Annotated in this window: 23 protein-coding genes and 1 tRNA gene; 14 read left to right on the top strand and 10 right to left on the bottom strand. The window is 34.6% G+C overall.

From position 1 onward, the window contains the following. Positions 1-168: 168 nt before the first annotated feature. Positions 169-804 carry a DUF4412 domain-containing protein gene (locus H0V01_14645; protein ID MBA2584610.1) on the bottom strand — a complete coding sequence of 212 codons (636 nt, stop codon included), beginning with the start codon at positions 802-804 and terminating at the stop codon, positions 169-171. Between the two features lie 93 nt (positions 805-897). Between H0V01_14645 and H0V01_14640 the strand changes: the two genes are divergently transcribed. Together H0V01_14640 and H0V01_14635 are read left to right on the top strand one after the other, a co-directional pair. Next, positions 898-1,263 (top strand): YraN family protein, encoded by a 366-nt coding sequence (locus H0V01_14640; GenBank protein ID MBA2584609.1) that lies wholly within the window; start codon positions 898-900, stop codon positions 1,261-1,263. Positions 1,264-1,449: 186 nt separating this feature from the next. Beyond that, positions 1,450-2,472, top strand: a complete 1,023-nt coding sequence (locus H0V01_14635) for an AI-2E family transporter (protein ID MBA2584608.1) — start codon at positions 1,450-1,452, stop codon at positions 2,470-2,472. Positions 2,473-2,580: 108 nt separating this feature from the next. On the opposite strand, the gene H0V01_14630 is transcribed toward H0V01_14635, so the two are convergent. After that, positions 2,581-2,943 (bottom strand): hypothetical protein, encoded by a 363-nt coding sequence (locus tag H0V01_14630; protein MBA2584607.1) that lies wholly within the window; start codon positions 2,941-2,943, stop codon positions 2,581-2,583. A gap of 335 nt (positions 2,944-3,278) precedes the next feature. Between H0V01_14630 and H0V01_14625 the strand changes: the two genes are divergently transcribed. Then, positions 3,279-3,485, top strand: coding sequence for a hypothetical protein (locus H0V01_14625; GenBank protein ID MBA2584606.1), 207 nt, complete (start codon positions 3,279-3,281; stop codon positions 3,483-3,485). A gap of 133 nt (positions 3,486-3,618) precedes the next feature. Further along, positions 3,619-3,693: transfer RNA gene (locus H0V01_14620), tRNA-Arg, on the top strand. Between the two features lie 306 nt (positions 3,694-3,999). On the opposite strand, the gene H0V01_14615 is transcribed toward H0V01_14620, so the two are convergent. Together H0V01_14615 and tnpA are read right to left on the bottom strand one after the other, a co-directional pair. Next, entirely contained in the window at positions 4,000-4,470 is a 471-nt protein-coding gene (locus H0V01_14615) for a hypothetical protein (GenBank protein ID MBA2584605.1), read from the bottom strand. A 610-nt stretch (positions 4,471-5,080) separates the two neighbouring features. Beyond that, entirely contained in the window at positions 5,081-5,524 is a 444-nt protein-coding gene (gene tnpA / locus H0V01_14610; GenBank protein ID MBA2584604.1) for an IS200/IS605 family transposase, read from the bottom strand. Positions 5,525-5,722: 198 nt separating this feature from the next. Between tnpA and H0V01_14605 the strand changes: the two genes are divergently transcribed. The 3 genes from H0V01_14605 (at position 5,723) to H0V01_14595 (ending at position 8,889) form a co-directional block, all read left to right on the top strand. After that, positions 5,723-7,051, top strand: a complete 1,329-nt coding sequence (locus tag H0V01_14605; GenBank protein MBA2584603.1) for a DEAD/DEAH box helicase — start codon at positions 5,723-5,725, stop codon at positions 7,049-7,051. A 304-nt stretch (positions 7,052-7,355) separates the two neighbouring features. After that, the gene (locus tag H0V01_14600) at positions 7,356-7,592 is read left to right on the top strand and encodes a hypothetical protein (GenBank protein ID MBA2584602.1); all 237 of its coding nucleotides are present in this window, start codon (positions 7,356-7,358) and stop codon (positions 7,590-7,592) included. A 265-nt stretch (positions 7,593-7,857) separates the two neighbouring features. Continuing rightward, positions 7,858-8,889, top strand: coding sequence for a T9SS type A sorting domain-containing protein (locus tag H0V01_14595; protein ID MBA2584601.1), 1,032 nt, complete (start codon positions 7,858-7,860; stop codon positions 8,887-8,889). 307 nt (positions 8,890-9,196) lie between these two features. Here the strand turns inward: H0V01_14595 and H0V01_14590 are convergent, their stop codons facing one another. From H0V01_14590 to H0V01_14570, 5 genes are all read right to left on the bottom strand, one after another. Further along, complete coding sequence (locus H0V01_14590; protein MBA2584600.1) at positions 9,197-9,862, bottom strand: DUF2461 domain-containing protein; 666 nt, start codon at positions 9,860-9,862, stop codon at positions 9,197-9,199. Positions 9,863-9,918: 56 nt separating this feature from the next. Continuing rightward, a complete protein-coding gene (locus H0V01_14585; protein MBA2584599.1) occupies positions 9,919-10,596 on the bottom strand; it encodes a class I SAM-dependent methyltransferase in 678 nt (225 codons plus the stop codon). 129 nt (positions 10,597-10,725) lie between these two features. After that, entirely contained in the window at positions 10,726-11,283 is a 558-nt protein-coding gene (locus H0V01_14580; GenBank protein ID MBA2584598.1) for a hypothetical protein, read from the bottom strand. A 60-nt stretch (positions 11,284-11,343) separates the two neighbouring features. After that, complete coding sequence (locus tag H0V01_14575; GenBank protein MBA2584597.1) at positions 11,344-14,064, bottom strand: T9SS type A sorting domain-containing protein; 2,721 nt, start codon at positions 14,062-14,064, stop codon at positions 11,344-11,346. 192 nt (positions 14,065-14,256) lie between these two features. After that, positions 14,257-14,709 carry a GNAT family N-acetyltransferase gene (locus H0V01_14570; GenBank protein ID MBA2584596.1) on the bottom strand — a complete coding sequence of 151 codons (453 nt, stop codon included), beginning with the start codon at positions 14,707-14,709 and terminating at the stop codon, positions 14,257-14,259. A 202-nt stretch (positions 14,710-14,911) separates the two neighbouring features. Here H0V01_14570 and H0V01_14565 point away from each other — a divergent pair, with 202 nt between their 5' ends. From H0V01_14565 to H0V01_14535, 7 genes are all read left to right on the top strand, one after another. After that, the gene (locus H0V01_14565; protein ID MBA2584595.1) at positions 14,912-15,931 is read left to right on the top strand and encodes a tetratricopeptide repeat protein; all 1,020 of its coding nucleotides are present in this window, start codon (positions 14,912-14,914) and stop codon (positions 15,929-15,931) included. A gap of 56 nt (positions 15,932-15,987) precedes the next feature. Beyond that, positions 15,988-16,539: a hypothetical protein gene (locus tag H0V01_14560; protein MBA2584594.1), complete on the top strand. Its 552-nt coding sequence runs from the start codon at positions 15,988-15,990 to the stop codon at positions 16,537-16,539. A gap of 2 nt (positions 16,540-16,541) precedes the next feature. Next, positions 16,542-17,903 (top strand): tetratricopeptide repeat protein, encoded by a 1,362-nt coding sequence (locus H0V01_14555; protein MBA2584593.1) that lies wholly within the window; start codon positions 16,542-16,544, stop codon positions 17,901-17,903. Between the two features lie 249 nt (positions 17,904-18,152). Continuing rightward, on the top strand, positions 18,153-21,026 hold the full coding sequence (locus tag H0V01_14550) for a carboxypeptidase-like regulatory domain-containing protein (protein MBA2584592.1): 2,874 nt from the start codon (positions 18,153-18,155) through the stop codon (positions 21,024-21,026). Between the two features lie 142 nt (positions 21,027-21,168). Next, the gene (locus H0V01_14545) at positions 21,169-22,944 is read left to right on the top strand and encodes an Ig-like domain repeat protein (protein ID MBA2584591.1); all 1,776 of its coding nucleotides are present in this window, start codon (positions 21,169-21,171) and stop codon (positions 22,942-22,944) included. A 102-nt stretch (positions 22,945-23,046) separates the two neighbouring features. Continuing rightward, on the top strand, positions 23,047-23,616 hold the full coding sequence (locus H0V01_14540) for a hypothetical protein (GenBank protein ID MBA2584590.1): 570 nt from the start codon (positions 23,047-23,049) through the stop codon (positions 23,614-23,616). Positions 23,617-23,654: 38 nt separating this feature from the next. Beyond that, a complete protein-coding gene (locus H0V01_14535; GenBank protein ID MBA2584589.1) occupies positions 23,655-23,900 on the top strand; it encodes a hypothetical protein in 246 nt (81 codons plus the stop codon). A 190-nt stretch (positions 23,901-24,090) separates the two neighbouring features. Here the strand turns inward: H0V01_14535 and H0V01_14530 are convergent, their stop codons facing one another. Beyond that, entirely contained in the window at positions 24,091-25,095 is a 1,005-nt protein-coding gene (locus H0V01_14530) for a DUF4065 domain-containing protein (protein MBA2584588.1), read from the bottom strand. Positions 25,096-25,587 lie beyond the last annotated feature (492 nt).

Genomic DNA, 25,587 nt, shown 5'->3' with positions numbered 1-25,587 from the left:
AAAATACAATTTCTGGGAAAGATTTTATGTAATGTCCTGATCCACAAACAGGAATGAATATAACATGGCTATGCCCATAAAACGGGGGAAGACTTAGAGGAATAATTAAAAAGCTACTAAATTATATCCAGATGGAAATATGGATTTAATCGCATTGTGTGAAAAGCTTTATTTACCAAATCTTTTGTAACCTTCAGGAATGTGGAACAGGGAGTGATCAAGGCTTTTTTTTGTAATGCCGGTAACCTCGAAAATGTTGGTTGGCTTGCCTTTTAAATCAGCCTCAATAGCATAAAAAGGAAATGCATTTGTTGTTTCTGGTAATTGTTGGTAAAAAGTAGAAAGCTTATCTTTTCTGTTTAAGCTAATCAGCATTTTTTCGAAAAAAAAGAAATTATCCTTTGCAAGGAAATACGTTATTTGAATATTTTGTTCTTTTTTTACAACAACCCATTCCTGGCATTGGTAACCAGCAATAGTTTTTATTTTTTTTCCTTTAGAAACACTGACATTCTGGATCTTTACAAATTCTTTAGTAGGTGCGGATTCTATATCAGTTAACAGCATTCGGATTGGGTTAAGTGATTTGGATTTGAAATCACTCAAATTAACAAGAGTTATCTCTTCAATTTTTTTATCGTAACCTATTTGATCTATTCTAATCTTATCCTCTTTAATATAAAAGATGAAATGGACAGTATCAATTGGGGAAATTTTTCTAGATTCAATTAATCCCTCAAAAGATTGAGCGAATGACATTTGGGTTGAAAAATATGCCAGCAAAATAATTATTTGTAACTTCATATTCTGCTTTTTCATCACCGTGAATTATGTTCTACGAAAATAGTGATTTTATTGAATGGTGCAAGAAAAAACAATAACAATTAAACCAATTCTATGGCAGAACATAATATTACGGGGAAAAAAGGAGAAGAAATGGCACTGGAATATTTACTTAGTAAGGGATTTAGTATAATTGAAAAGAACTGGATTTACAAGAAGTTCGAAATAGATATTATTGCTCAACAAAACAAAACCTTAGTAGTGGCAGAAGTTAAAACACGAAGTGGGAATTATTTTGGTGAACCAGAAGCCTGGGTAACCAGAATAAAACAAAAACAACTGGTAAAAGGTGCTGAGGCTTATGTTCTACAAAAAAAGCTTGATTTGGAAGTGCGTTTTGATATAATCACTGTGCTGTTTTCAATAAAAGGAGAACCAAAAATTCAGCATATAGAAGATGCTTTTTATCCATTGGTATAAAAATTAAGTGAGATCAAAAAATTCCCTTCAAATCCGTCTTAATTAGATAAAATCCCAAAAGGTTTTATTTACACAAAAACAGCTTAACAGGATTAAATACTGTTAGAGTTATTGATCTTTAAGAATAGTCTAAGCATAATTATTAATGTTTGAGTATATTCGCAGTAAATCTAACCGAAAAATCAGATGGACAAAATAAAACCTGAGGTGTTCAGGCAGTTATTTGCCTTGTTTTCAATTCTACTTCTGGGAGGGCTCATTTTCCTTGAGCTAAGCCCTTATCTTTCAGGAATTTTAGGCGCATTTACAATCTATATTATACTGCGTAAATTGATGTCCAATTTGCTTTTGAGGGGGTGGAAACCTTCCACAGCAGCAGTTACATTAATGATTGCATCATTTCTGTGTTTTTTACTGCCTGTAACAGCAGTGGTTATAATGATTTCAAACAAAATTAGCAAGGCAATAAAGCATTCGGAAAAAATACTTGCATTTATAGAAGACAAGGCAAAATTTGCGGAAAATTATCTGGGATTTGATATTACAAAAAACATTGATACTTCCCAGGCAAGCAGTTATGTTGCAACTACCCTGGAGAGCCTGGCAGGAGGAACTTTTACCATTATTATTGCAATTGGAATAATGTATTTTATTCTTTATTATTTGTTTGTAAACACGGAAAAACTTAAAGAACTTGCTATTGAATACCTTCCTTTAAAAGAAGAAAACATCCTGGCAATTGGAAATGACAGCAACGAGCTGGTAAAATCAAATGCTATTGGGATTCCCATAGTTGCCCTGTTACAGGGAACTATTGCACTTATAGGCTATTTAATACTTGGGGTTCCTGATCCCATTTTCTGGTTCACAATAACTGCCATCTCTTCAATGATTCCTTTTGTTGGTACTGCCATGGGTGTTTTACCCGTATGCATCCTTTTGTTTTCGATGGGTCAAAACTGGCAGGCAATTGCACTGCTCATTTATGGGGTTGCTGTAGTGGGAGCATCTGATAATTTTTTCAGACTTGTTATTCAACGCAAACTGGCAAATGTGCACCCCTTAATAACACTTTTTGGGGTGATAGTTGGCGTTCCTTTGTTTGGCTTTATCGGACTTATTTTTGGTCCTTTATTAGTGAGTTTGTTCCTGCTCCTTGTTCGTATTTATAAAAACGAATATGGCAAGCAAGGCGGCCAAAGCCTTTAGATTAAAATTCCAATTCCCTATTTTAATATTATTCATCCTTTTGTGATATAAAAAAAAGAAGCAGCCTGAAATTCACACGCTGCTTCTTTTTTTAAAACTTATTCGATTTTAAAAAGGAGCAAAACCGTTTTCCATCATTGCAAGTACATCATTTTCATTAACTTGTACACAAATTCTTATTTCAGATACACAATTGCAGCTATAACAGTTTTTAGTAATTCCTTTTTCATCAAATCCTATACTTGAAAAATTAATTCCCTGGAGATTGAAATACTTTACAACCAGGGCAGCCGTATTTTCACGTGAATTTGCATAACCCCATGGATCATCGCAATTTGTGGATTGGTACATTAGCCTGGTTTTTCCAGTTTCCATGGGGCAGTTGCAATCCCCAACAGGACCTGTTTTGTGACATCCTATTAAAATGAAGAAAATAAAAACGAAGGGCAGAGTTTGTAGTTTTGTTTTCATGGCGCATAGTTTTTCGTTAGTACTATTTCACTTCTGATTCAGGTAAAAAATTTAAGGAAGATGGTTTGCTTTTTAAGCGATTTCAGTACTTCTTATATGGGTTTTCTTCTAAATGGTTACATATTTAATTGTTCAAAAAAATTTAAACAAACTAAAAATTAAAGTACCAGAATTAAAACAAAAACAATTTAAGCCAAGCATTTGTTATCTGTTTGAAATGCTTTTCCGGGGAAAAAAACACTTTATCTATTCCTTGCAATTAATGGAATATTCCTTGCAATTATCCTGTTCATAACGCCCTTTTAGCGGTGAAAAATTTTTAAATGAATATAAAAATGGACAGGTATATTTTAATTGGCCTGGTAATTTTTGTTCTTACAAGCCTTATTCTTGTTCTGTTAAGCCTAATGTGGTTTAAGACAAAAAACGGAAGGGCAATGTTGCACAACCTAAAAATGGCCAATATTACCCGGATAATATTTTTTATCAGCTTTGTTTTTGCTACTCTCGCCACTTTTTTAATAAAAATATCCGAACATTAATGGAATCAAACCCACATGCTTAAAATTGTCTGAATGAAATTATCTTGGATTTAGGCAAAATCCTTCTTTTAAAAGCTTCGATAATTTGTACCTTTGGCCGGTTTTAATCGTTTTTAGAGATGCATTAACCTCTGGCCTCTTAGTACAACGGATAGTACATGGGTTTCCGAAGCCCACGATACAGGTTCGATTCCTGTAGAGGCCACCAACAAGGCTGATAATCAGCAAGTCAAGTGACGACATTGACAAAATCAATGACAAAAAAGAAGGCTTCAAGAATCTTGAGGCCTTTTTTTATTACCAAAACTTGCTCGGTTTAGATTGAAAAAAGAATTATTAGGGCACTTTTAAATAGGCAACAATATTAATAGTAATTAGATGACACTTGAGAAAAGAAATAACAGAACCATATGAAAAAATTGATTGGGGCGGATGTAGCACCCTCTGTTCGTTGTTTTCATAATGGCTATTTTGATTTTTTAGTTAGAATCAGGGCTTCTGAAATAGAAAAGTTTTATTTCTTCCTCAATAAAATACCACTATAATTATACTCTGTGCTTTTTATAAGCCCTGATGCTGTTAACTTTCCGTATTCTGATTCTTGAACTGAATATTTCAAATTTAAAATCCCATCTGCTTTAATTCCTTTAAGGTAATCTATACAAATTGAATCAATTTTACTTTTGCAATATTTTTTATTTTCAATTATTGTGTTAACAGAATTCCCTCTGTTAATTAAAATATAGTTTTCGGGTACAGTTTTGTCAGAATCATGATTATGCATATTAGCAATATAGCTAACTGTAAAGGATTCTACTTCCTTGTATTTATCTAATGGGTAGTACTGATGAAACACTTCAATATCTGCATCATGAAAATGCTCATAACTAAAATGATATATTGAAGTACTCCCTAACATAGGGCTTTTTGCAGTAGGAGCGCATGAAACTATAATAGTTAAAAATGCAATTAGGATTATTTTCATAGGTTGAATTTAAACAAATATTTTTACCTATACCAAACAGATTAATTGTTATTAATCGGAATTAATACATTTTTCAATGTTGTTTCAATATTTTGGTTGCCCAAAGGGAGTGTATCCATATTTTATTGAATGAGTGAGGCATAATTGTTCGTTTTTTAAACCATTAAAATGGTTTGTAATCTAATTATCGTCTCCATAACCCACGATTTAAACCGGGGGTTATGGATGTTGATTTGCTTTTTGAAATGGTTTTAACCATTTTCCCAACAGAAAATAATTAACCTTTGTTTACAAGTGTAAACCTGCTATTCAGCGAAACTCCTCTTTTTGGTTGCCCAAAATGGAATATATTTATATTTTATTGAAGTGTAAGGCATAATTGTTCGTTTTTTTAAACCATTAAAATGGTTTGTAATCTTAATTATCGTCTCCATAACCCCCGGTTTAAACCGGGGGTTATGGATGTTGATTTGCTTTTTGAAATGGTTTTAACCATTTTCCCTCACAGAAAATAATTAACCTTTGTTTACAAGTGTCAACCTGCAATCTAGTATAGCTCAGGAATATAAAGATTTATGATTTGATGTGTGTAACCTCTGGGTTTACTAAATTAAATAGCGCTTTCATTATTTAACCCATAAAGTTTCAAAAATTCACCGTATTCCTTTTCATAGGTTTTTTTATGATGGTGCTGCTTTTGGTTTTTGATGTATTGAAAAACCTTTTCAACAACCGATTCAGAAACCGAATAAGAGGCATATCCGGTTTGCCAGGAAAATTTTTCAGGAATCAAATCGCATTGATTTACAAAGTGAGAACTGCTGCCTTTTATTTGTTTAATGACTTCAGCAATGGATTTTTGAGGGTTTAAAAGAAATAAACAATGAATATGATCCGGCATGCCGTTAATGATTCTAACAGGACAGCCTTGTTCACGTAATTGCTCTGAAATAAATTGATAGATTTTTTGCTCAATGGGTAAATGTATCATCGGAACTCTCATTTTGGTTGCCCAAATGGCATGTATCCATATTTTATTGAATGAGTGAGGCATAATTGTTCGTTTTTTAAACCATTAAAATGGTTTGTAATCTAATTATCGTCTCTATAACCCACGGTTTTAAACCGTGGGTTATAGATGGATGTTGAATTGAGCGTAGAAATGGTTTTAACCATTTTTCTACAAGTGTTTAATGTACAAATAAAATTCTTAAAAATCAAAGCACTACCTTTAGATGCAAATACACTAGTGATGAAAACCTTCGAAAATTTAAACCTGTCAAAAGAACTGCACCAAGCCATTGAAGACCTGGGCTTTGATACCCTAACTCCAATCCAGGAGCAGGCCTACCCTGTTATACTTTCCAACAAGGATATTGTTGGCATCGCCCAAACAGGCACAGGGAAAACATTTGCCTACATGCTGCCTATTTTGCATCAAATGAAATATTCCAAAGAAGTTAACCCAAGGGTGCTGATTCTTTTACCAACCAGGGAACTGGTAATGCAGGTGGTTGAGAATATTAACAGTTATGCCAAATACAAAAGTGTACGTGTATTGGGCATATTTGGCGAAACAAACATTAATGTTCAAAAGAAAGCCATTGCCCAGGGCCTGGATATATTGGTAGCTACCCCTGGCAGACTGTATGACTTGGTACTTAGCGGGTCACTTAGTTTTAAATCAATAAAAAAATTAGTAATTGACGAGGTGGATATTATGTTGGACAATGGATTTCGTCCCCAACTCATCAATATCTTTGAGCTGCTTCCGGCAAAAAGGCAAAACATTATGTTTTCTGCCACTATGACTAGTGATGTAGCAGCGATTATCGAGGATTTTTTTATCGCTCCGTTCCAAATTTCCATTGTCCCCAGTGGAGCCCGCCTGAATAATATTTCCCAGCAATGTTACCCGGTAAAAAACTTTCTTACAAAAGTGAATTTGCTAAAGCACCTTTTAAAAGGTAAGGAATACCAAAAAGTATTGGTTTTTGTTACAGGAAAAAAGATTGCGGACAGATTATTTGATTGCCTGGAGAAATCCAATGTTTCTTTGGTTGGAATTATACATTCTAACAAATCGCAAAATTACAGGATCAGATCAATTGAAGAATTTGAAAGTGGGGCTAAAAGAGTATTGATAGCAACGGAAGTAATAGCAAGAGGGATAGATTTTGATAAAATATCACATGTGATCAATTTTGACGTTCCTGAGTTTCCTGAAAATTACATGCACCGCATTGGCAGAACTGGCAGAGCCGAACAACATGGCAATTCTATTTTGTTTTATACACAGCAGGAAGAAAAAGCAAAGCAAGCAATCGAATCATTGATGTCGTATCAAATTCCAATTACTGATTTTCCTTCTGAAGTAGCCATCTCTGATGAGTTAATTCCTGAGGAAAAGCCCAAGGTTTTCGTCAAGAATTATCTTCCCGAAATAAAGAAGAAAACCTCCGGGCTTAGCTTTCATGAAAAGTCTGATAAAAACAAGAAAGTAAATGTAAGAGGCGCCCATAAAAAAAAGGCCGCTGCCAAGTATAAAAAACCTATCAGAAAGCGGGGCGATAAAAAGTAAAAATTGTTAAACCGGATATGCTCAACCTATAATTGTAGTAGGCAGGTATTACTTACAAACTGCCCATAACTATAATTAATGAAAGGGAATAAAAGGTATTATTTGTGTTTTAGATGAACATACAGTTAATAAAGCAGGTTAAATAAAGAGGCTTGAAGCTCTTAGAGTATACTGTTTTTATGAGCTTAGGTCATTAGTCCTGTAGAGGCCACACACATAAGGTATCCAATATTTTAATGGAAACAATCAAAAAATATTTATCTCCGGTCATTCTGCAGGTGGACATCTTGCTGCATTGGTTTCCTTGAATCCTGAATTTTTAATTGCATCAAATGCCCCTGGTGTTATTAAAGGATGCATTCTCATTGATGCTTTTGGCCTCAATTCAAAGGACTTTATTGAGGCCCATAAAAATATTTACTTCGAGCAGATAAAGCTGATTTTCACCAACAACCCGGAAAACTGGCACAGAGGCTCTCCCTCTGAATTTCTTGAAGAAAGTGAAATTCCTTTCCTGATTTTTACTGGTGAAAACCAATGAGGTGCTAAAATCAGACAACCGGTTTTTCATTGACAAGCTATCCAAATTTGGAAAAGATTTTATCCATAAAATTTATCCGGGCAAAACCCACATGCAAATGATTATGCAACTAGAGGATCAAGAAAACGAACTTTATGATGAGCTTGTTGGTTTTATAAACTCTAAATGAGCCCAATAAAATTTATTTAATCCTTTGTGCTTTTGAAATATCAGTAAAAATCCTTAATATTGCAAGTACAATCAATAAAAACAAATAAATCTAACTATGAAAAAAATTTACTTTTTCTCAGTCCTTATGGGACTTGCCTCTTTTTCGATAGGGCAAAAAAGAATTTCAACCTCACAAGCTGTTAATGTTTTACCTTTGGAAATTAGCAGTTCAAATGGGGCTGTAAGCAGAAACGCTTCCGATACCCTAACCCTTCACCTTGATTTTAACTCAAGCACGCCTACTCTTATTCGTTCAGGTACAGCAGGAGATGGTGGCTTTGTGGGTGGATCAAACTCTTATGGAGATATAGCAAAAGCTCAAAAATTTGATGCTACTTATGGTGTAACTGGTGCTGGAACAATAAGTGAACTTTTATTCTGGTTTGGTGGAAAAGAGGGTACTGGAGCTCAATCATTTACACCAACCATTTGGGCTGATAATAATGGAATACCGGGAGCAGTATTAGCCACTGGCACCCCTTTTACTCATGCTGACATGGATACAAACCAGCTGGCTGCACAACCTATTGGCACTAGAGCTGCTTACAATGTTTCTGCTGCATTTCCTACTGGTGCTTTAATTCCTATGGATGAGATTTTCTGGGCAGGATTTACCTTTAATCACATTGTAGGCACTTATGCTGGTGTTTGGACTTCATCGGATGGTGATTTTACTGATGCCGTAACAAATACTTTCGAATTATGGGGACCATTACCAGGTGACTGGATGCCTTTTAATGATGGTACTGCTAATACTTGGGGAATAGATGTTGCATTGGCAATTTATCCTGTTGTTGAGTTTCTTCCTGTTGGCATTAAAAACAACAATGGCTTAGCTTCTCATGGCGTTCGCCCAAATCCAGCCATGGATAAAATTACCGTTATGTTCAGCCTTCCTTCTACTTCAAATGTAACATTGGAAATAACGGATATTAACGGAAGAATTGTTGAAACACTTTCTGTTGCCAATGTTTCTTCTACTCAGTCTATTGAGGTAAATACATCAAATTACAACAACGGGATTTACTTTTATTCTGTTAAAACAAATACAGAAAAAATAAACGGAAAATTTGCCGTTGCAAATTAATTTTCTTTCACTTGTAGTATCTAAAACAAGTTGACAAAAAAATCCCGATTGCCTTTTGGTAATCGGGATTTTTTTTGTCAACTTATTTCAAAATGAAGGACTCAAATAAATATAAAGAAAGCCAAGTACAAATTGGGAGACAACTTAAAATGCTAAGCCCGAAGGAGTAGCACAAAATTTCACCTTCTATGGGTTACCAGAGAATAAAAATATTAGATTATATCATCCCTTCCGGGATTAGCTTTTTCAGAAACCTCCAAATGAGGCAGCCTTTTCTTATGGTTTGATCTGTTTTTTCTTTGGAAATTTAATTAAAAGCTTTTCTTAAAAAAGTATTGCATTTTATTCCGGCAACATAATACTTCATCAAAACCTCTGGCAAGGAGTTATCTAGAATTAGTTGGGGCTTTAAACTTGCACTGAAATAAAATTGCTTGTTAGCAATAAGGGGCTCCTTTTCTAATATGGATTGGAATTCAGGCGGTATTCGTTTGTTTTGCTCTCCTTGTATTTTTCCGTAATTTTCTTTGAATAATTTATCGTTGTATACTGCTGAAAACTCTTTTAGATTATCCCCAATATGATTTCGAATTTGTTGCAATGTTTCCTTTTCAATTGCATAAGCGCCTCCATAAATCATTATCTTTTCTGGTGATAATTGAAAATAAAACCCAGGAAATGATTTGTCCTTTTTTCCGAACCTGGATATATTAGCAGAAACAGATGCATTGTATGGGATTTTGTCTTTTGAAAAGCGAATATCTTTGTTTATTCTCATTATAGCCTCTGCAGGTTTAATTTGAACATCCGGTTCATATTCCTGAATTCGATTAATCATTAATTGGACAAAATCTGAAAAAGGTTTTTTAACTTCTTTTTCATAGGTCTTACGGTTTTCATTAAACCAATCGGTAGTATTATTTTTTGAAAGTTCCTTAAAGAAGTTCAAAAATGAAGGATTAAAGTAACTCATATTTTCAGTTTAAAAACGGGAGGGTTAAATGGAATTTATTGTATCAGGAAAAAGTTTTAATTTGCGAACACAACACCTATTCCAAAAATTTTCTGATCGGGGTTTTCGATTATTTCCAAATGCCGGTATTGGATTTTAATTTCATTCCAGAACTTGCTTACTTCCCCAACCAGCTCTGGATCTCCTTTTACGATATCGTGAAAAGCAATCATGCCTCCTTTGCGTACAAAGGGTGAATACATTTCAAAATCTTTTTTTACTCCATTATAAGTATGGTCTCCATCAATAAAAAGAAAATCTACTTTTTTTCCAGGTAAAAGGATTTGTACCTTGCCAAGCATTTTACTACTGTGAGAATCTCCGATTAAAAGATGCAAATCTTGTTTTGGAAGTACCATTTTTTTAAAAAAATTCTTTCTCCAACTCTTGTATCCTCCACCAAATTTTACGTTTGGCAAATCAACACTTACTATGCGCGCATCAGGAGCAGCAAGCCTTGAAAACAAAAATAAACTTCCTCCATTAGCTGTGCCTATTTCGGCAATAGTTGAAGGTTTTAGCTCCTGGATAAGCTCCAGTAAACGTGTAAGCTCAGACCTTGATTGCCAAGGAGAAATAAAGTAATAATACTTGGTATATAAAAGGTCCAGGTAATAGTCTATGGATTTAATTTTAGATGCTTCCTGTAGAAATTTTTCCTTGTAATAAAATTTGAAAAGTTTATGAATTGCCATGATCTGTAATATTTCTGGCAAAGATAAAATATTCTGCGAATCGAAAAATTGCAAAAAAACCAGAGCTGATTTTGGTTTGATATTATTGTAAAAGCCACAACAATACAATGATTAACAAAGCCTATAAAATCATTTTATGCCGTTCTGCGGAAAAAAGAGTGTTAAGGACTGTTCTTTACAATCAAAGGAATGTGGACTTTTAAGGGGTTTAAAATCAAATTTACAAAGTGTGATGAAACCCTCACTTGGATCTTCTTTTTTTTGCCCTACAATATGCACTTCATATTTGGATTGTTTTTTGTTTTTTGTTTTAAAGAGTATATAAGGCTCTATTAATTTCTCGCTTACTAATTCGTATTCTTTATTCGATTTTAGCTTTTCTCTTATTCTATTTTGCTTTATGAGTTCCTCATCAAGCTGTGAATAAAATTTTTCCTGCCAGTTTTCACCTTTTTTTTTGGCTATAACAGCCATTACAGAATCATTATGGCTGCCAATTTTTTCATAACCTGTTGTTTCAACTCTGTTATCATCTGCATATACCCAAAGTATATTCCACTTTTCCCCTACTGTACGCTTTGCATTGTTATATTCTATGGATGCAGGCCTTCCAACTTCATAAAGAACATGAAATTTAGTTGGATTTGAAAAACATCCAATTAAAAGAAGAACAGAAATCAGGTTCATATAATTTAGAAATTCCCTCAAACCCTCAACAATATGCGAATTTGATCCCTCTGAATTTAACTACTCAAGAATAAGTTTGTAATATTCGCTGCCCTTGCTGGATTCTATTTGAATAAAATACATTCCCGAAGGAAAGTTTGGAATGTTAATACTAACAATCTCGCTGTTAAAGGTGTTTATTTCCTTTAGCATTTTGCCCTGTAAATCTGTAATCCTAATTGCTTTTGTATTTATATTAATTCCACTAATAAAAACGGTTTCTTTTGTTGGATTCGGGAATATTTTAAATTGATTCCTATTCATCTCAATTTGTCCTGTAATATCTATTTGAAAACAGTCAGAAATTGCACTGCAATTGTTTAGATTTATCATTACAGCATAGTTTCCCATTAAAGCAACGGGAGTAAATGATTGTGAGGTTTGTCCGCTTATGGGTTGATTCCCATTGCTGCAATCCACCCATTGGTAAGAGGCATTGGATTGAGAAGAGGTTAATGTTCCATTGGTATTAACAACATTGGTAATTATATTGGTTGCTGCTAAATCAAGAGAATAATAGCTATTTACAGTAGCGCTGGTACCATTTACAATGAAGTTAAAATTACCAGTGCCAACATTTGATGTATTTGAAATGGTAAGAAGGCTTGATCCTGGAGGTGTAACGCTTGCAGGTGAAAATGAATAAGTTAAACCTGTTGGAAGAGTGGATATGCTTAAGGCCACAGGACTATTAAAGCCTCCAATGGAATTTACATCAATTGTATAAATTACATCATCGGGTGTACATGTACTTGATGATTGTTGGGCAGAAGACAATGTATAACCGTTGGTAACAATGCTGAAATTATTGTTTGAAATATCAAAGAAAGTTCCTGCGGAAGACATTACCATAATTCTTGCGGTTGTTGATGAAAGCATAGGAACAGAAATCTCATGAGAACCGTCATTTGGAGTGCCCGTAGCTAAAACATTAGGATAAGTTTGCCCACCGTCCGTAGAAAGAAAAACATCCACATTTGCACAATTAACAGGAGCATTGTTGGTGTTTGCAATATCCCAGGTTACTGTTTGTAAAGAACCTCCTGCCCATGATATTCCTGTAACGGAAGGGTAAGCAACAACAAAAGGACCTGAAGTGGCATCTATTGCTACACTTATATCAGCAAAATCATTGCATGCCGCAACAGGATGATTATCGTGAACAGAAACCCTGAAATTCATTGTTCTGGAAACAGTAGCAAGTCTTTCCCATGTAAAAGGGCCGTTGTTTGCAATGGCAGTAAGGTTGGGAAAATAACGAGTTGGGTTTATTGTGGGTGAAAAACTTTTGAAGTTAGGCCCTCCTGTTGAAGTTGCAAGGGGTGGTTGTGTGGAAACCTGGTTATTCATTTGTTCCCAACAATAAGTAAGTACATCACCATCGCCATCACTTGCCACAGCTGTAAGTGCAAAGGGAGTGCCTGCTGGAACGGTAATATTTCCTGTAGTTGAAGATATCAAGGGGCGGGTATTGCCAACGGAGGTAACCACGGGGCAAGTATGCGAAGAACTGGAAACAAACAATCCAATCTCTCTTTTGCTCACTCCATGAAAATGATCATCGCTATTGTTTTGTACATTTGGAGAACAGATACCTGCATAACCCATAATAGTACTGGCACTTCCTGGTTCCATTGCTGTTGAAGCGTTCCTGTTGCAACTATTGTTTTGGGTGTGATTGGCTCCAAATTGATGACCCATTTCATGAGCTACATAATCAATATCGAAAGTATCGTTTTTTGGAGAACTGCTTCCTGTTACCCCTCTTGCTTTGTTTGTAGTACTGCAAACACTTCCCAAATAAGCAACACCGCCACTATTCGTTCCAAACACATGCCCTATATCATAATTGGAAGTGCCTATAACATTATCGCAGGTTGTTTGATTTTGCCCAAGCATTGTACTTGCGTTTCCATTTGTATAAGGATCGGTTGAAGCGTTTGTATAAACAATCAAATTATTATTGGCAACAATTTCCATAGTTATACCCATTTGATTTTCATACACACCATTCACCCTGTTCATTGTTGTTACCTGGGCGGCTAGAGCCAAAGGTATAGTTCCTCCATGAAAGGTTGTATATTCTGCCGTTGCTGCTACTGCCAAACGATAGGTACGTAATGAGCAGGAGGCAAAAGGAGTTTGAGCAGATCTTTCTAAATCTTTTACATCGTAATTAATGTAATCACCATTTACCTGGCAATCTACCTTTTGTGTTGAAATATAATCTTTTTTAGCATAAGCCATGTAATAATCACTATTTCCTTTGAATAGTGGGTCAATGAAAACTGTTCCTGAGTATGGTGAAAGTACCATAGCATGAAATCCGTGGGGAGTTATATCGAACTTAACAAATTCTCCGGGATGAGAAATTCCATAAGCATCATAGGATTTTATTTCTGGAAACTTTGCAGCAAGTTCATAATGCATCGTGTTGTTTTCCAATACACGGTAGGTATGGAAAGTACCATCAGGCATAGGTATTTTAAAGTGGGATTGTTCTCCCACATTGAAGGTGTTTCTGTGACCTGTTCCTGCTAATTCGTTTTTTAGGACCTGAGTATCTATCTGAAATACTTTATAAGAAGATGCATTTATTTGCGGTTCCTTTCCCTGAACAAAAGGAGTATGTTTTAATTCTGAAAAAACATTTTTAACTGTTTTTTGTGCGGATACAGAAAATGAAAAAACTATGGATGCAATGGGAAGTAATAATATTGTTTTGTAGAGGTATGTTCTCATAAATAGACAAGGTTTAAAGTAACAAGTATAAGCCTTTAATCTTTTAGTATCAATAAAAAACGGTTTTTATTTCCACTAATATTGTAATCTTAAATTTTAAAAGATAAAAATGTTGAAATTTCTAAATGATTTTTATCACTCCTTTAGAGCTAAATTTTTCGGTATTTGAAAGGTAATGGAGTTAACATTTTTTCAAAATTGATCCAAGTCAAAATCCAGATTCTTGTCAAATATTTTTTGTTCTTTGATTTCTGAAAAACCAAGCTTTTCATAAAACCCGTGAGTTTGTTTTCGAATTGTATTACAGCGAACTCTGATTTTTTTTAGCTTTTTAAGGCTGCAAAATTCTTCCGCTTTTTTAATCAGCATTTTTCCAAGCCCTTTCCCTCTATGACTAGCATCTACAACCATTCCACCTATTTCTAAAAAAGAATCTGATTCAATTCTTAAAGAATAAAATGCATGAATCCAACCAACTATTTTGTCACCATCTTCAACAACAAAAACACAGTGGTCCTTATTTCTTAAAATATCTTTTAATCGGTTTTTAATTTTTCCACTGGTTGAATCATATCCTAATTGTGTGGACAATTCAGTAATTGGTGAAAAATCTTTAACATTTGCTTCTCTTGTAATAAAGCTCATTTCTATACCTGTTTTATTCCTACAAACTTAGCTTTTTTTTAATTTTTCAGTTGCTTTTGTTTTTTTAATCAAAACATCAATAGTTATCAATTTTCCTTAACAATTTACTAAATTTGCTTTGCATCCCACTATTTTTAATGTTGGATTCTGTAGTTGTATTGCTAAATCAAAAATTAAAAGAACAAGTTAGAAAACAAAAAGAATGACTATTTTATCTTCAAAAAACAAACTCTTTTTAAACAAAGCCAAAACTTCGAATCACTTTTTGCTGGTGTGCTTTTTCTTTGTGTTTTTTGTAAGCATTGTTTTTTCTTGTTCGGCCCAAACCATAGAGATAGATTCGCTTAGAGCACTTTTAAAAACAGAAAAGGCAGATACAAGCAGGGTAACTTTATTAAATGATTTGAGTTACAAATTATGCAAAAGCCGCGATTTTGATACCGCATATTTTTATGCCAAATCAGCCAGAGACCTTGCAGAAAAAATCAACCCAAAAACGATTGCAGTAAAAAAGGGAATAGGAACTTCTTATTATAATATAGCCACTATTTTACATTTTCAGGGAAATTACAGTGAGGCTTTGGAATATCATTTTATTGCTCTAAAACTAAGGGAAGCAATTGATGATAAACAAGGAACTGCTGTTTCGTATAATGGTATTGGAAATATTCACTATTACCAGGGAAACTTTCAGCTCGCCTTGGAAAATTATTTAGCAGCTTTAAAAATAAATAAACAAACGGGGGGCAAAAAGGAAATATCTTCCTCGTTGAACAATATTGGAAATGTATATTCATCTCAGGGAAATTATCCCAAAGCACTGGAATATTTTTTTTCTTCCCTTAAAATCAAAGAAGAACTTGGTGATAAATATCCAATCGCAATTACTTATGTTAATATAGGAAGCAATTATTTTTCCCAGGTTAATTATGCCCTTGGCCTGGAAAACTATTTTTCGGCCCTGAAAATATTTAAGGAAATTGGCAGCAAAGGAGAAATGGCCGATTCTTACATTGGTATTAGCTGTATTTATAACGCCCAGGGTGATTATCAAAAAGCCTTGGAAAATTATGTTGCAGCTCTAAAAATAAAGCAGGAACTTGGCGATAAATATGGTATAGCAATTTCTTACAATGGCATTGCGCAGGTTTATCATGCACAGAAAAATTATCAGCAAGCGCTCGAAAACTATTTTATTTCCCTGAAAATATTGAAGAAATAGGTGATCAATCGGGTATTGCCTCTTCTTACAATGGAATAGGATCACTTTATACAAGTATGCAAAAACCTCGCGAAGGCAAGCAATGGTTAGAAAAAAGCTTGTTGTTGAGTACAGGAATTGGCAGCAATGAAATAATTAAAACAACTTTTGAGGCTTTAACAAAAAATGATAGCGCGCTTGGAAATTATAAATCAGCTTTAGGAAATTATAAAATGTTTATTCTCTATAGAGATAGTTTGATAAATGAAGAAAACACAAGAGCAACTATTCAGCAGCAAATGCAATATGAGTTTGATAAAAAAGAGGCATTACTGAAAGAAGAACAAGTCCGCCAGACAGCCATTGCAGAGGAAGAAAGTAAAAGACAAAGATTGTTTTTAATACTGGTAGGCTCAATTGGAATTGCTGTGGCAGTTATAGCAGGAATTGTTTTCCGATCTTTAAGAATTACCCGAATGCAAAAATCCATTATAGAGAAGCAAAAACATCTTGTGGAAGTTAAACAAAAAGAAATTTTAGACAGTATTCATTATGCTAAAAGAATACAGCAATCCTTATTGCCTACTGAAAATTACATTGGGAGAAATCTGAAAAAATTGAAATTTTAAATATGAAAACAATTACCTCCACCCAAACATTTCCTGGTAAATGGAAATATCACATTTTTTCATTTTTTATTCTTAGCATTCTTTGTGCCTGGTTTTCTAATACTGTTAACGGCAAAAACCATAAAATAGATTCTTTAAAAACTATATTAAAAACAGAACAAGCCGATACATCAAGGGTAAAGACTTTATATGAAATTAGCAGGCTTTCCTATTGGATTGCCGATTTTGATTCTGCATTAAATTATGCCAATGAAGCACTTAAGCTTTCTGAATCAATAAATTTTAAACGTGCTGCAGGTGATGCTTACAACATTCTTGGTGCCATTTATATGTATAAAGGCAACTATCCGGAAGCCCTTAAAAATTACACCGCTTCTTTAAAAATAAGAGAATATATAAGGGATAAGGTAGGAATTTCAGACTCTTATAACAATATAGGAAATATTTATTATTATCAGCAGAATTATGAAAAGGCACAGGAAAACTATTTTGCCTCATTAAAAATAAGAGAAGAATTAGGTGATAAAAAAGGCATGGGTTCATCATACAACAACATTGGAAATATTTATTCGGAACTTGGGGATTTTGAACAGGCTTTAAAAAACCATTTGTCTTCGTTAAAAATAAGGCAAGATTTTGATGACAAACAAGGCATTGCCTCATCTTATCTTAATTTAGGTTTAATTCATGAACACCAGGGAAATTATTCTAAAGCCCTTGCTAGTTATTTTACTGCTTTAAAAATATTTGAAGAAACAGCAGATAAATCAGGAATAGTTTCTTCCTTTATTGATATAGGAATGCTGGAACTTAAGCTTAATAACATTAAATCAGCAAAAACATATTTAGGTGATGCGCTTATGCTTTCCATTGAAAATGATAGCAGGGAAGATATTAAGTCCTCTTATCATGGCTTATCTATGGTAGACAGTGCAATGGGAAATTACCTGTCTTCATTAATACACTTTAAATTATACATTAGCTACCGGGATAGTTTAATAAATGAAGAAAACACCAAACAACTCGTACAGCAACAAATGCAATACGAGTATGATAAAAAAGAAGTACTTTTAAAAGAAGAGCAAGCCAGGCAGCTTGCCATTACTGAGGAAGAGAGCAAAAGACAAAAATTGTTTTTAATCCTTTTTGCAGCAATTGCTCTTGCGGTAGCAGTAATCGCTGCCATAGTTTTTCGTTCACTTCGAATTACAAAAAAACAAAAATCAATAATTGAAGAACAAAAACATCTTGTAGAAGAAAAACAAAAAGAAGTTTTAGACAGTATTCATTATGCCAAAAGAATACAGCAATCTTTATTGCCTACAGAGAAATTTATTGAAAGAAACCTTAGAAAGTTTAAATAGAAAAATGTAATCCCGAATTCTTTTATTTCTTTTGATTGCATTGTAGCATACCATAAGTACAACAGCTAAAAAAACCTCCAAATATTATAATCATCCTGGTCCTAGGTTATATCATCTTTAATTATAACTACTGTTTGTTAACCTTTAATTTACAAAGCACCCCAGTCCCATAACTTAAGGTTGATTTTTAGTTAAAACTGGGGTTAACTGGGCTTTGTTATTTTGTATTGAAAAATTATAACAATACAAATGGAAAACAAAGCAGTTAGAATAAAATTTTGGGGCTTATTTAATTCAGCGAGTAGCATTAAGTTTTGGTTAACTCTTGCAACTCTATTTCTCACTTTTTCTTTGTTTGCTCAAAATGGTTCATTTCACGGGCAAGTAACTGAAAAAGAAAATGGAAAGTTAATTCCTGTTCCTTTTGCAAATGTGATTATAAAAGGCACTACAATTGGGGTTACTACAGATTTTGATGGCAAATACAGTATTTCAATTGAGGCCGGGGTTCATTCCCTTGTGGTAAGTTATGTTGGGTATGTGTCTGATACCATAAGAAATGTGAGTATTAATTCCGGTGAATCAAAAAAACTAGACTTCACTATCGGTAAAAATATAAAGGAGTTGCAATCTGTAAACATCACAGCAACACGTGTAACTAAAACAGATGCCGCAGTTTTAATGGAAATTAAAAAAAGCGATCAGATTGTAAGCGGTGTTTCAAGTGAACAAATAGGGCGTTCACAGGATAGGGATGCCTCTCAAGTGGTGAGAAGAATACCGGGAGTGACAATAATCAATGACAGGTTTATTTTAATAAGAGGCTTACAGGAAAGATACAATACTGTAATGCTCCACAACACCTATGCCCCAAGCATGGAGGCGGATGTAAAATCCTTTTCGTTTGACATAATACCAAGTTCTTTAATAGACAGGATGCTCATTTATAAAACCCCTTCAGCTGAGCTTCCTGGAGATTTTGCAGGTGGCATAGTTAAAATTTTTACTAAAAGTATACCTGATGAAAATAGCACGAGTGGAAGTTATACCACTTCCTTTAGACAGGGAACAACTTTTAAACCTTTTTACAGTGCAGAAAATGGAGAAAATCACTGGACAGGTTTCAATAACGGAAAATATGATTTGCCTGCTTCGTTCCCAAACGATTTAAGAGTTATATCTGACGAAAATGGAGAAAATGGCCCCCTTACAGCTGTAGGAAGGTCATTGCAAAACAACTGGGTTCCACAAGTTACAACTGCAAACCTTGATCAGCGTTTTTCTTTTTCAAAATCAACAAAATTTAAAGCCGGAAAAATAGAGATCGGGAACATTACAGCTCTTAATTATAGCAACACCAAACAAATAAATGAAATACAAAGACATGATTACAATGTATATGATGAAATAAATAACAAAAGCGATCCCATTTTTCAATTTAATGACCAAAGGTTTGTACAAAATATTCGTGTTGGTTTAATACATAACTGGGCCTTCAGATTTAATCCGCATCACATTATTGAAATGAAAACCCTATTCAATCAAAATTCAATGAGTGAATATGTACACCGCACAGGACAAGCCTATGAATTCAATTATTTTCCCAGCAATCATTCTTTTTTACAGCTTTACAGGGGAATTTTTTCAGGTCAGTTAACCGGAAAGCATGAATTTAACAATGAAAACACAACCATTGACTGGGTGGGTGGTTATGGAAAATCTTATTTAAACACTCCCGATTACAGAAGGTACCGTTCCGACAGGGATACCTCAACAGGAAATGCAACATTATATGTTCCGGCAGGCGCGGCAGCTGCATTTTTTCTTGGAAGGTTTTATTCGAAAATGGAAGAAACCAGTAAGTCTGCTTCTTTAAATGCTGATCATAAGCTCAGATTTGAGTGCTTTCCTGAATTGGTTCCTGTTATAAGCGCAGGTGTGTTTTTCGAAAATAAAGAACGTTATTTTACCGCAAGAAACATCGGCTATACAAGATCCAGTACTTTTGGTTTTGACAACAACCTGCTTGATGTATCAATTGATTCTCTTTTTCATCCCAATAACATTAATGCCTCTTACGGAATTCGGATTGATGAACAATCAAACCCTTCTGATTCATATACTGCTTCAAATAATTTAATTGCTCCATATTTTACCGCTGCCGTGCCTTTTGGAAAATTTAAAATTAAGGCAGGGGTAAGAATAGAGAATAACATACAAGAACTCAGAAGTGCAACGCTTACCAACATTCCTGTAGTTGTTTATAATCCTGTTGTAAGCGTTCTTCCTTCTGCAAATCTTTCTTATAACCTTACAGAAAAAATGCTTCTAAGAGGGGCTTATGGAATGACAGTGAACAGGCCGGAATTTAGAGAGCTCGCCCCATTTGGGTTTTATGATTTCAATTTTAATCTGGTTAAAAAAGGAAACGAGAATATTCAAACAGCTCAAATACATAATTTTGACGCAAGGTGGGAACTATATCCAAGCGCCAATGAGGTTGTTTCTGTTGCCGGTTTTTATAAAAAATTTATAAACCCCATTGAAACATTTTTTGTTCCCGGTGGAGGATCTGGGGGAATTAAAACGTTTACTTACGGAAATGCTGTGGAAGCAAGAAGCTTAGGAATAGAAATTGAGGCAAGAAAATCATTTATCGGTTTAACTACCATTAAATTTCTAGACGATTTGGGTATTTTATTTAATACCTCTTTGATCAACAGCAGGGTAAATTTAGGAGAAGATCTTAGGCAATCTCAAAACAGGCCTTTGATGGGGCAGTCGCCATACATGATTAATTCCGGCCTTTTCTATAACAATGCAAAGCATGACCTGCAGATAACTTTAATGTACAATGTTATTGGCCGCAGGTTATTTATTATCGGAACAGATGATTATCCCGACATATACGAAATGCCTCGAAATCTTATTGATTTAACCCTTTCCAAAAGTATTGGAAAATATACTCAAATAAAGATAGGCATATCAGACTTGCTGAACCAGGAAATAATATTGTTACAGGATGGAAATGGAGATGGAAAATGGGATAGAAAAACAGATCAGCGAATTCAGGGGTTTAAGCCAGGGGCGGTAATTTCAGCCGGGGTTGAACTTAAATTTTGAACGGGTATAAATTCTTTAACCGAACTTCTTAACATTAAAAAAACGACTTGATAACAAAAGCATCATTTAGACTTAATGAACAGGTAAAATTCAAGCTATATGTTTGTATCATAAAAAACAAGTAAAAACCAAAATGAAAAATATGAAAAATTTGAAACTTCTATCAATGATCGCACTGGCATCTGTTATGGTGTTTTCTTCTTGTAAAAGAGAAGGGTGTATAGATCCTACTTCTTTAAATTATGATCCAAAAGCAAAAAAAGATGATGGATCCTGCCTGTATGGGGCTGTTCAGTTATCTTTAAGTTCCGAAACTGCTGGTAATACACCAGGAAATCAGGTAAGCACAACTGTTAAACTCACCGCTGCCTCTGGTTTAAAATCGCTTAACATATTAAAAAATGGGCTTGCTGATGCTAATTATCCTGTTATAGAATTAAATGGTACCACTAAAGACCATGAATTTACTTATATAGTAGAAAACTTAGCTATTGGGTCAACAATAAATTTCAGTTTTCAGGCTACCGATATAAGAGGAGAACAATCTGCTGCTAAAACTTTTGTGGTAACTGTAACGGCCGTTCCAGCAAAGCAGGTTATAGAAATATCGGGAGATATTGAAACAGCTACCTGGACAAAAGGTAACATATACAAATTAAATGGCTATTGCAGGGTTCAGGATGGTAAAATACTTACCATAGAGGCCGGAACAGTTATTATGGGCGACAGAGAAACGAAAGGCGTTTTAATTATTCAAAGAGGTGGAAAAATATTGGCCAACGGCACCGCTTCTGAGCCAATTATTATGACATCAGAAAGAGCTCCGGGATTAAGAGAACCAGGCGATTGGGGTGGACTTGTTATTTGCGGTAGAGCAAAAAACAACCAGGGAACTGATGTTGAACTAGAAGGTGGCTACGGAGGAATCCATGGAGGCAATGATGACAACGATAATTCAGGAGTTGTAAGATATGTGCAGATCAATTATGCAGGTATTCCGATTAACCCTAATGAGGAAGTAAATTCTTTAACAATGGGCAGCGTTGGAAAAGGTACGGTTATAGAGCACGTACAGTGTGCTTATGGCCTTGATGATGCTTTTGAATGGTTTGGCGGAACAGTAAATTGCAAATATCTTGTTGCTTACAAATGTTTAGATGATGATATGGATGTTGATTTTGGTTTTAGCGGAAATATCCAGTATGCTCTTGCAATAAGAGGGGTTTCAATGGCTGATCAGTCAGGATCAAATGGTTTTGAGGTTGACAACAATGGATCGGGTGCTTTGGTTGCTCCATACACATCTGCTAAGTTTTCAAACGTAACTATGATAGGGCCAAAGAAGACAAGAGAAACTGCAATTAGTCTTCAGTTTCAAAATGCAATGCACTTGAGAAGAAGCAACAAAATCAAAATATACAATTCATTCTTAACAGGATATCCAAACGGATTGTTTATAGATGGGGTAAACACTGCGGCTCACGCAACTGGCGATGAACTGCAATTAAGAAATGTGGTACTTGCAGGGGTTGAACATTGGGGCGGCAGCGGATATGGTTCTGCTGGCACATTATTTACCAACTCTCCTGCAAATGGAGATCAACACCCAACCAACCCTAGAGGAGTTGCCTTAAAAACAACTGAAGCGGGTTTTGATGTTATTGCCTGGTACAATACTGCCGGATGGGGCAACCAATTGCTAGACAAATGGCAGGATGCGGGCATCAACTTAAACATGTTTGATGCTGGAAAACCTACAGTAACACCTGGCGCTGGTTCTATTTTACTTACTGGAGCTGATTTTACTAACGCAAACCTTTCAGGAATGGAAAATGTTACTTTTAGAGGTGCATTTGGCGCAACAGACTGGACAGCAGGATGGGTGGATTGGAACTGTGCACTTACTGAATACAACTAATTTATAAATGACCTTTGACTTTAATTTTTGATTAATAAAAACCAGGAAGCTATCATACTTCCTGGTTTTTTAATGTATAATTACTTTTAAATCTTATTTGGCATGATTCGTTTATTTCTTTTCTCTAATTATTTTTTATTCCTGTTCTTATTTTCATGTAGTCCTAAAGAAAGTGAAATAACAAACAAATACGCCCCTGCTGCATATTACCAGAATCATCAGCTAGATACGCAAATGGCTAATTTAATAACATATATTTATGTAAAACCCAAGTCTGCGGACTACATCTCTAAGTTTGAGCCCAAATACCGCAGTTATTACACCGGGCATATTAACAAGTTTGAATTATGCTATTATTTTATTGCCCCTGGCAACATCCATTATTATTACATGATTCGCCCTGCAAGATCAGTACAAGGCATAACTCGAGGAGTTGGAGGAAAATTCAGCATGGATAAAAATGGAAATATAATTGATTTTGAAGAACTTTTTAATACCCCTGTAATGCCGGTGGAGGATTTAAAGAGCAAAGGAAAACTATTGTTTGAAGAAATGATTGAAAAAGGCAATGTTAACGCTTATTTAAACAATACGAAATTCATTGAATGGCCGGACGACAGGCTAAAGTATGACAAACTGAAAAAAGAGTGGAGATATGATATGGAGGAATAAATCGAACTCTTTCTAGGCTTGATGATAGCCTAGATGCTTTGATAAACGAGGACACCGAACTTGCCAGAAAAGTATTTATAAAAGTCGATTTTCTTGATGAAATTAATTTGGCTGCAATAAAAACCACCCTTGCTTTGATTGAAAACAATCACCCAGATCCTCTTCATTACTTTTCCGTTTTATCCGTAATTAGAAAAATAGAAAGAATGGGCGATCAATCTAAAAACATTGCCGAGGAAATTATTTTTTACATTGAAGCAAAAGTGTTAAAGCATAGAACTTAATTTAATCTTCTACTTGAGAAGCGGATTCTGCATTAGCATAGCCTCAGCGTTGTTTATGGCTCCTTAAAATAGGAGAAATCCTATTTAAGATAATTAAACTTTCAGTAGATTTTTTTTTAAACTTATGCTTCAGTTGTATGAATTGCTTTCACAAAACCTTCGTTTACAATACATATAGGGAAGTTTTTGCTTAAATCTGATTTAATTCAAATGCATACGCGTAACTGATCACACTTTTAGCTTTTTCGTTTTTCTTCCAGGCTCCTTCCAAATGGCTTAATTCTATAATATCATTGGTGCTTGTTTGCTTAAATACGGTGGAAACTTTACTTAAGACTTCTAATTCTGATTCAGAAAATAAACCTGGGTTAAAGGGCCTGTCTTTTCTTGCTTTAAATTGTTCTCCTATTTGCCCCTGGGGAAACTGTATATAATTAATATCAATTTCGTCTTTGTTGGCTAAATATTCAAAAATGCTTTGAAAATTATTGGGAACAGGGCCCATATCAATGGCTTTATATCTTACTCCGCTAATGGAAAAGCAACTTTGTTTAAACATTAAAAAATCAGCATAGAATAACAATTTGTTCATCTTGGCTTTAAAAGGCTGTACCTGCTCTGAGAAATAAACCACCATTTCAGAAAACTTTTCAAAATTGGGATTTCTGTATCCTGAATAAATATCAGCCAAATGATCGCCAAGCAAATAATCTTTCAGATTAAAATTAAAAAGATTACGTGTTCTTTCCTCCACTAACAACTGTGCTTTGTGAATGTATTTAGCTTTTGTTTTATCATCCAGCAGAATGCACAATTCTACCATATCAATAAACTTCTTTGGGTCATCTGCCATTTGTATCAATCGGGCATTTGAAACGCTCGGCATTTCACCTGCTTCATATTGCCGGTAGCTATTGGTTCCAAACCCCAAAATGCTTGACATCCTGGATGCCGGCAACCCATATTTTTCACGAATGCGGACAATTTCATCAGGAAATGGAATATTGAATTTATCGCGGTATTGGTTATATCCCTGATTCATGTTCACTTCATCTAATGTGGTGGTGGTAAATTGTTCTCCACTATCAGTGCATTTGAAATAATGAAAAACAACATCAAATGTTTCTTTTCTGAAATCCATCGACTTTCTTTCTCTGGTCAATATCATTTCTTTACCTGTGATTGGACTTTTCATCTTCATAAAATTTTATTATTAAAGCTCGATGGAACTTGCCATTTTTTGGATCAGTGAAATTTTTAGCTGAAATGGCACTTTTAATATGTATATAATTTATTCGTTTTTAATTTTTCCTTTAAGGAACTCAAGAATGCTAAAGCATTTGTTTTTTAAATGTCATCCCGATTTATCGGGATAGCCATGTTATATTCATTGCTGTTTGTGAACGGTTCGTGCAGGGCTATTTCATATGTATATAATTGTTTTTTTAAATGTCATATGGAATACGCCATGTTATATTCATTGCTGTTTGTGAACGGTTCGTGCATGGCTATTTCATATGTATATAATTTGTTTTTTAATTGTCATCCCGATTTATCGGGATAGCCATGTTATATTCATTAGCGTTTGTGAACGGTTCGTGCATGGCTATTTCATATGTAAAAAATTGTATTTTAATTGCCAAATTGTATATCCATGTTTCATTCATTCCTGTTTGTTCCGGGATTG

The organism is Bacteroidota bacterium, from assembly GCA_013696965.1.
Classification (GTDB): domain Bacteria; phylum Bacteroidota; class Bacteroidia; order JACCXN01; family JACCXN01; genus JACCXN01.
This window is presented reverse-complemented; position numbering and strand designations above follow the sequence as displayed.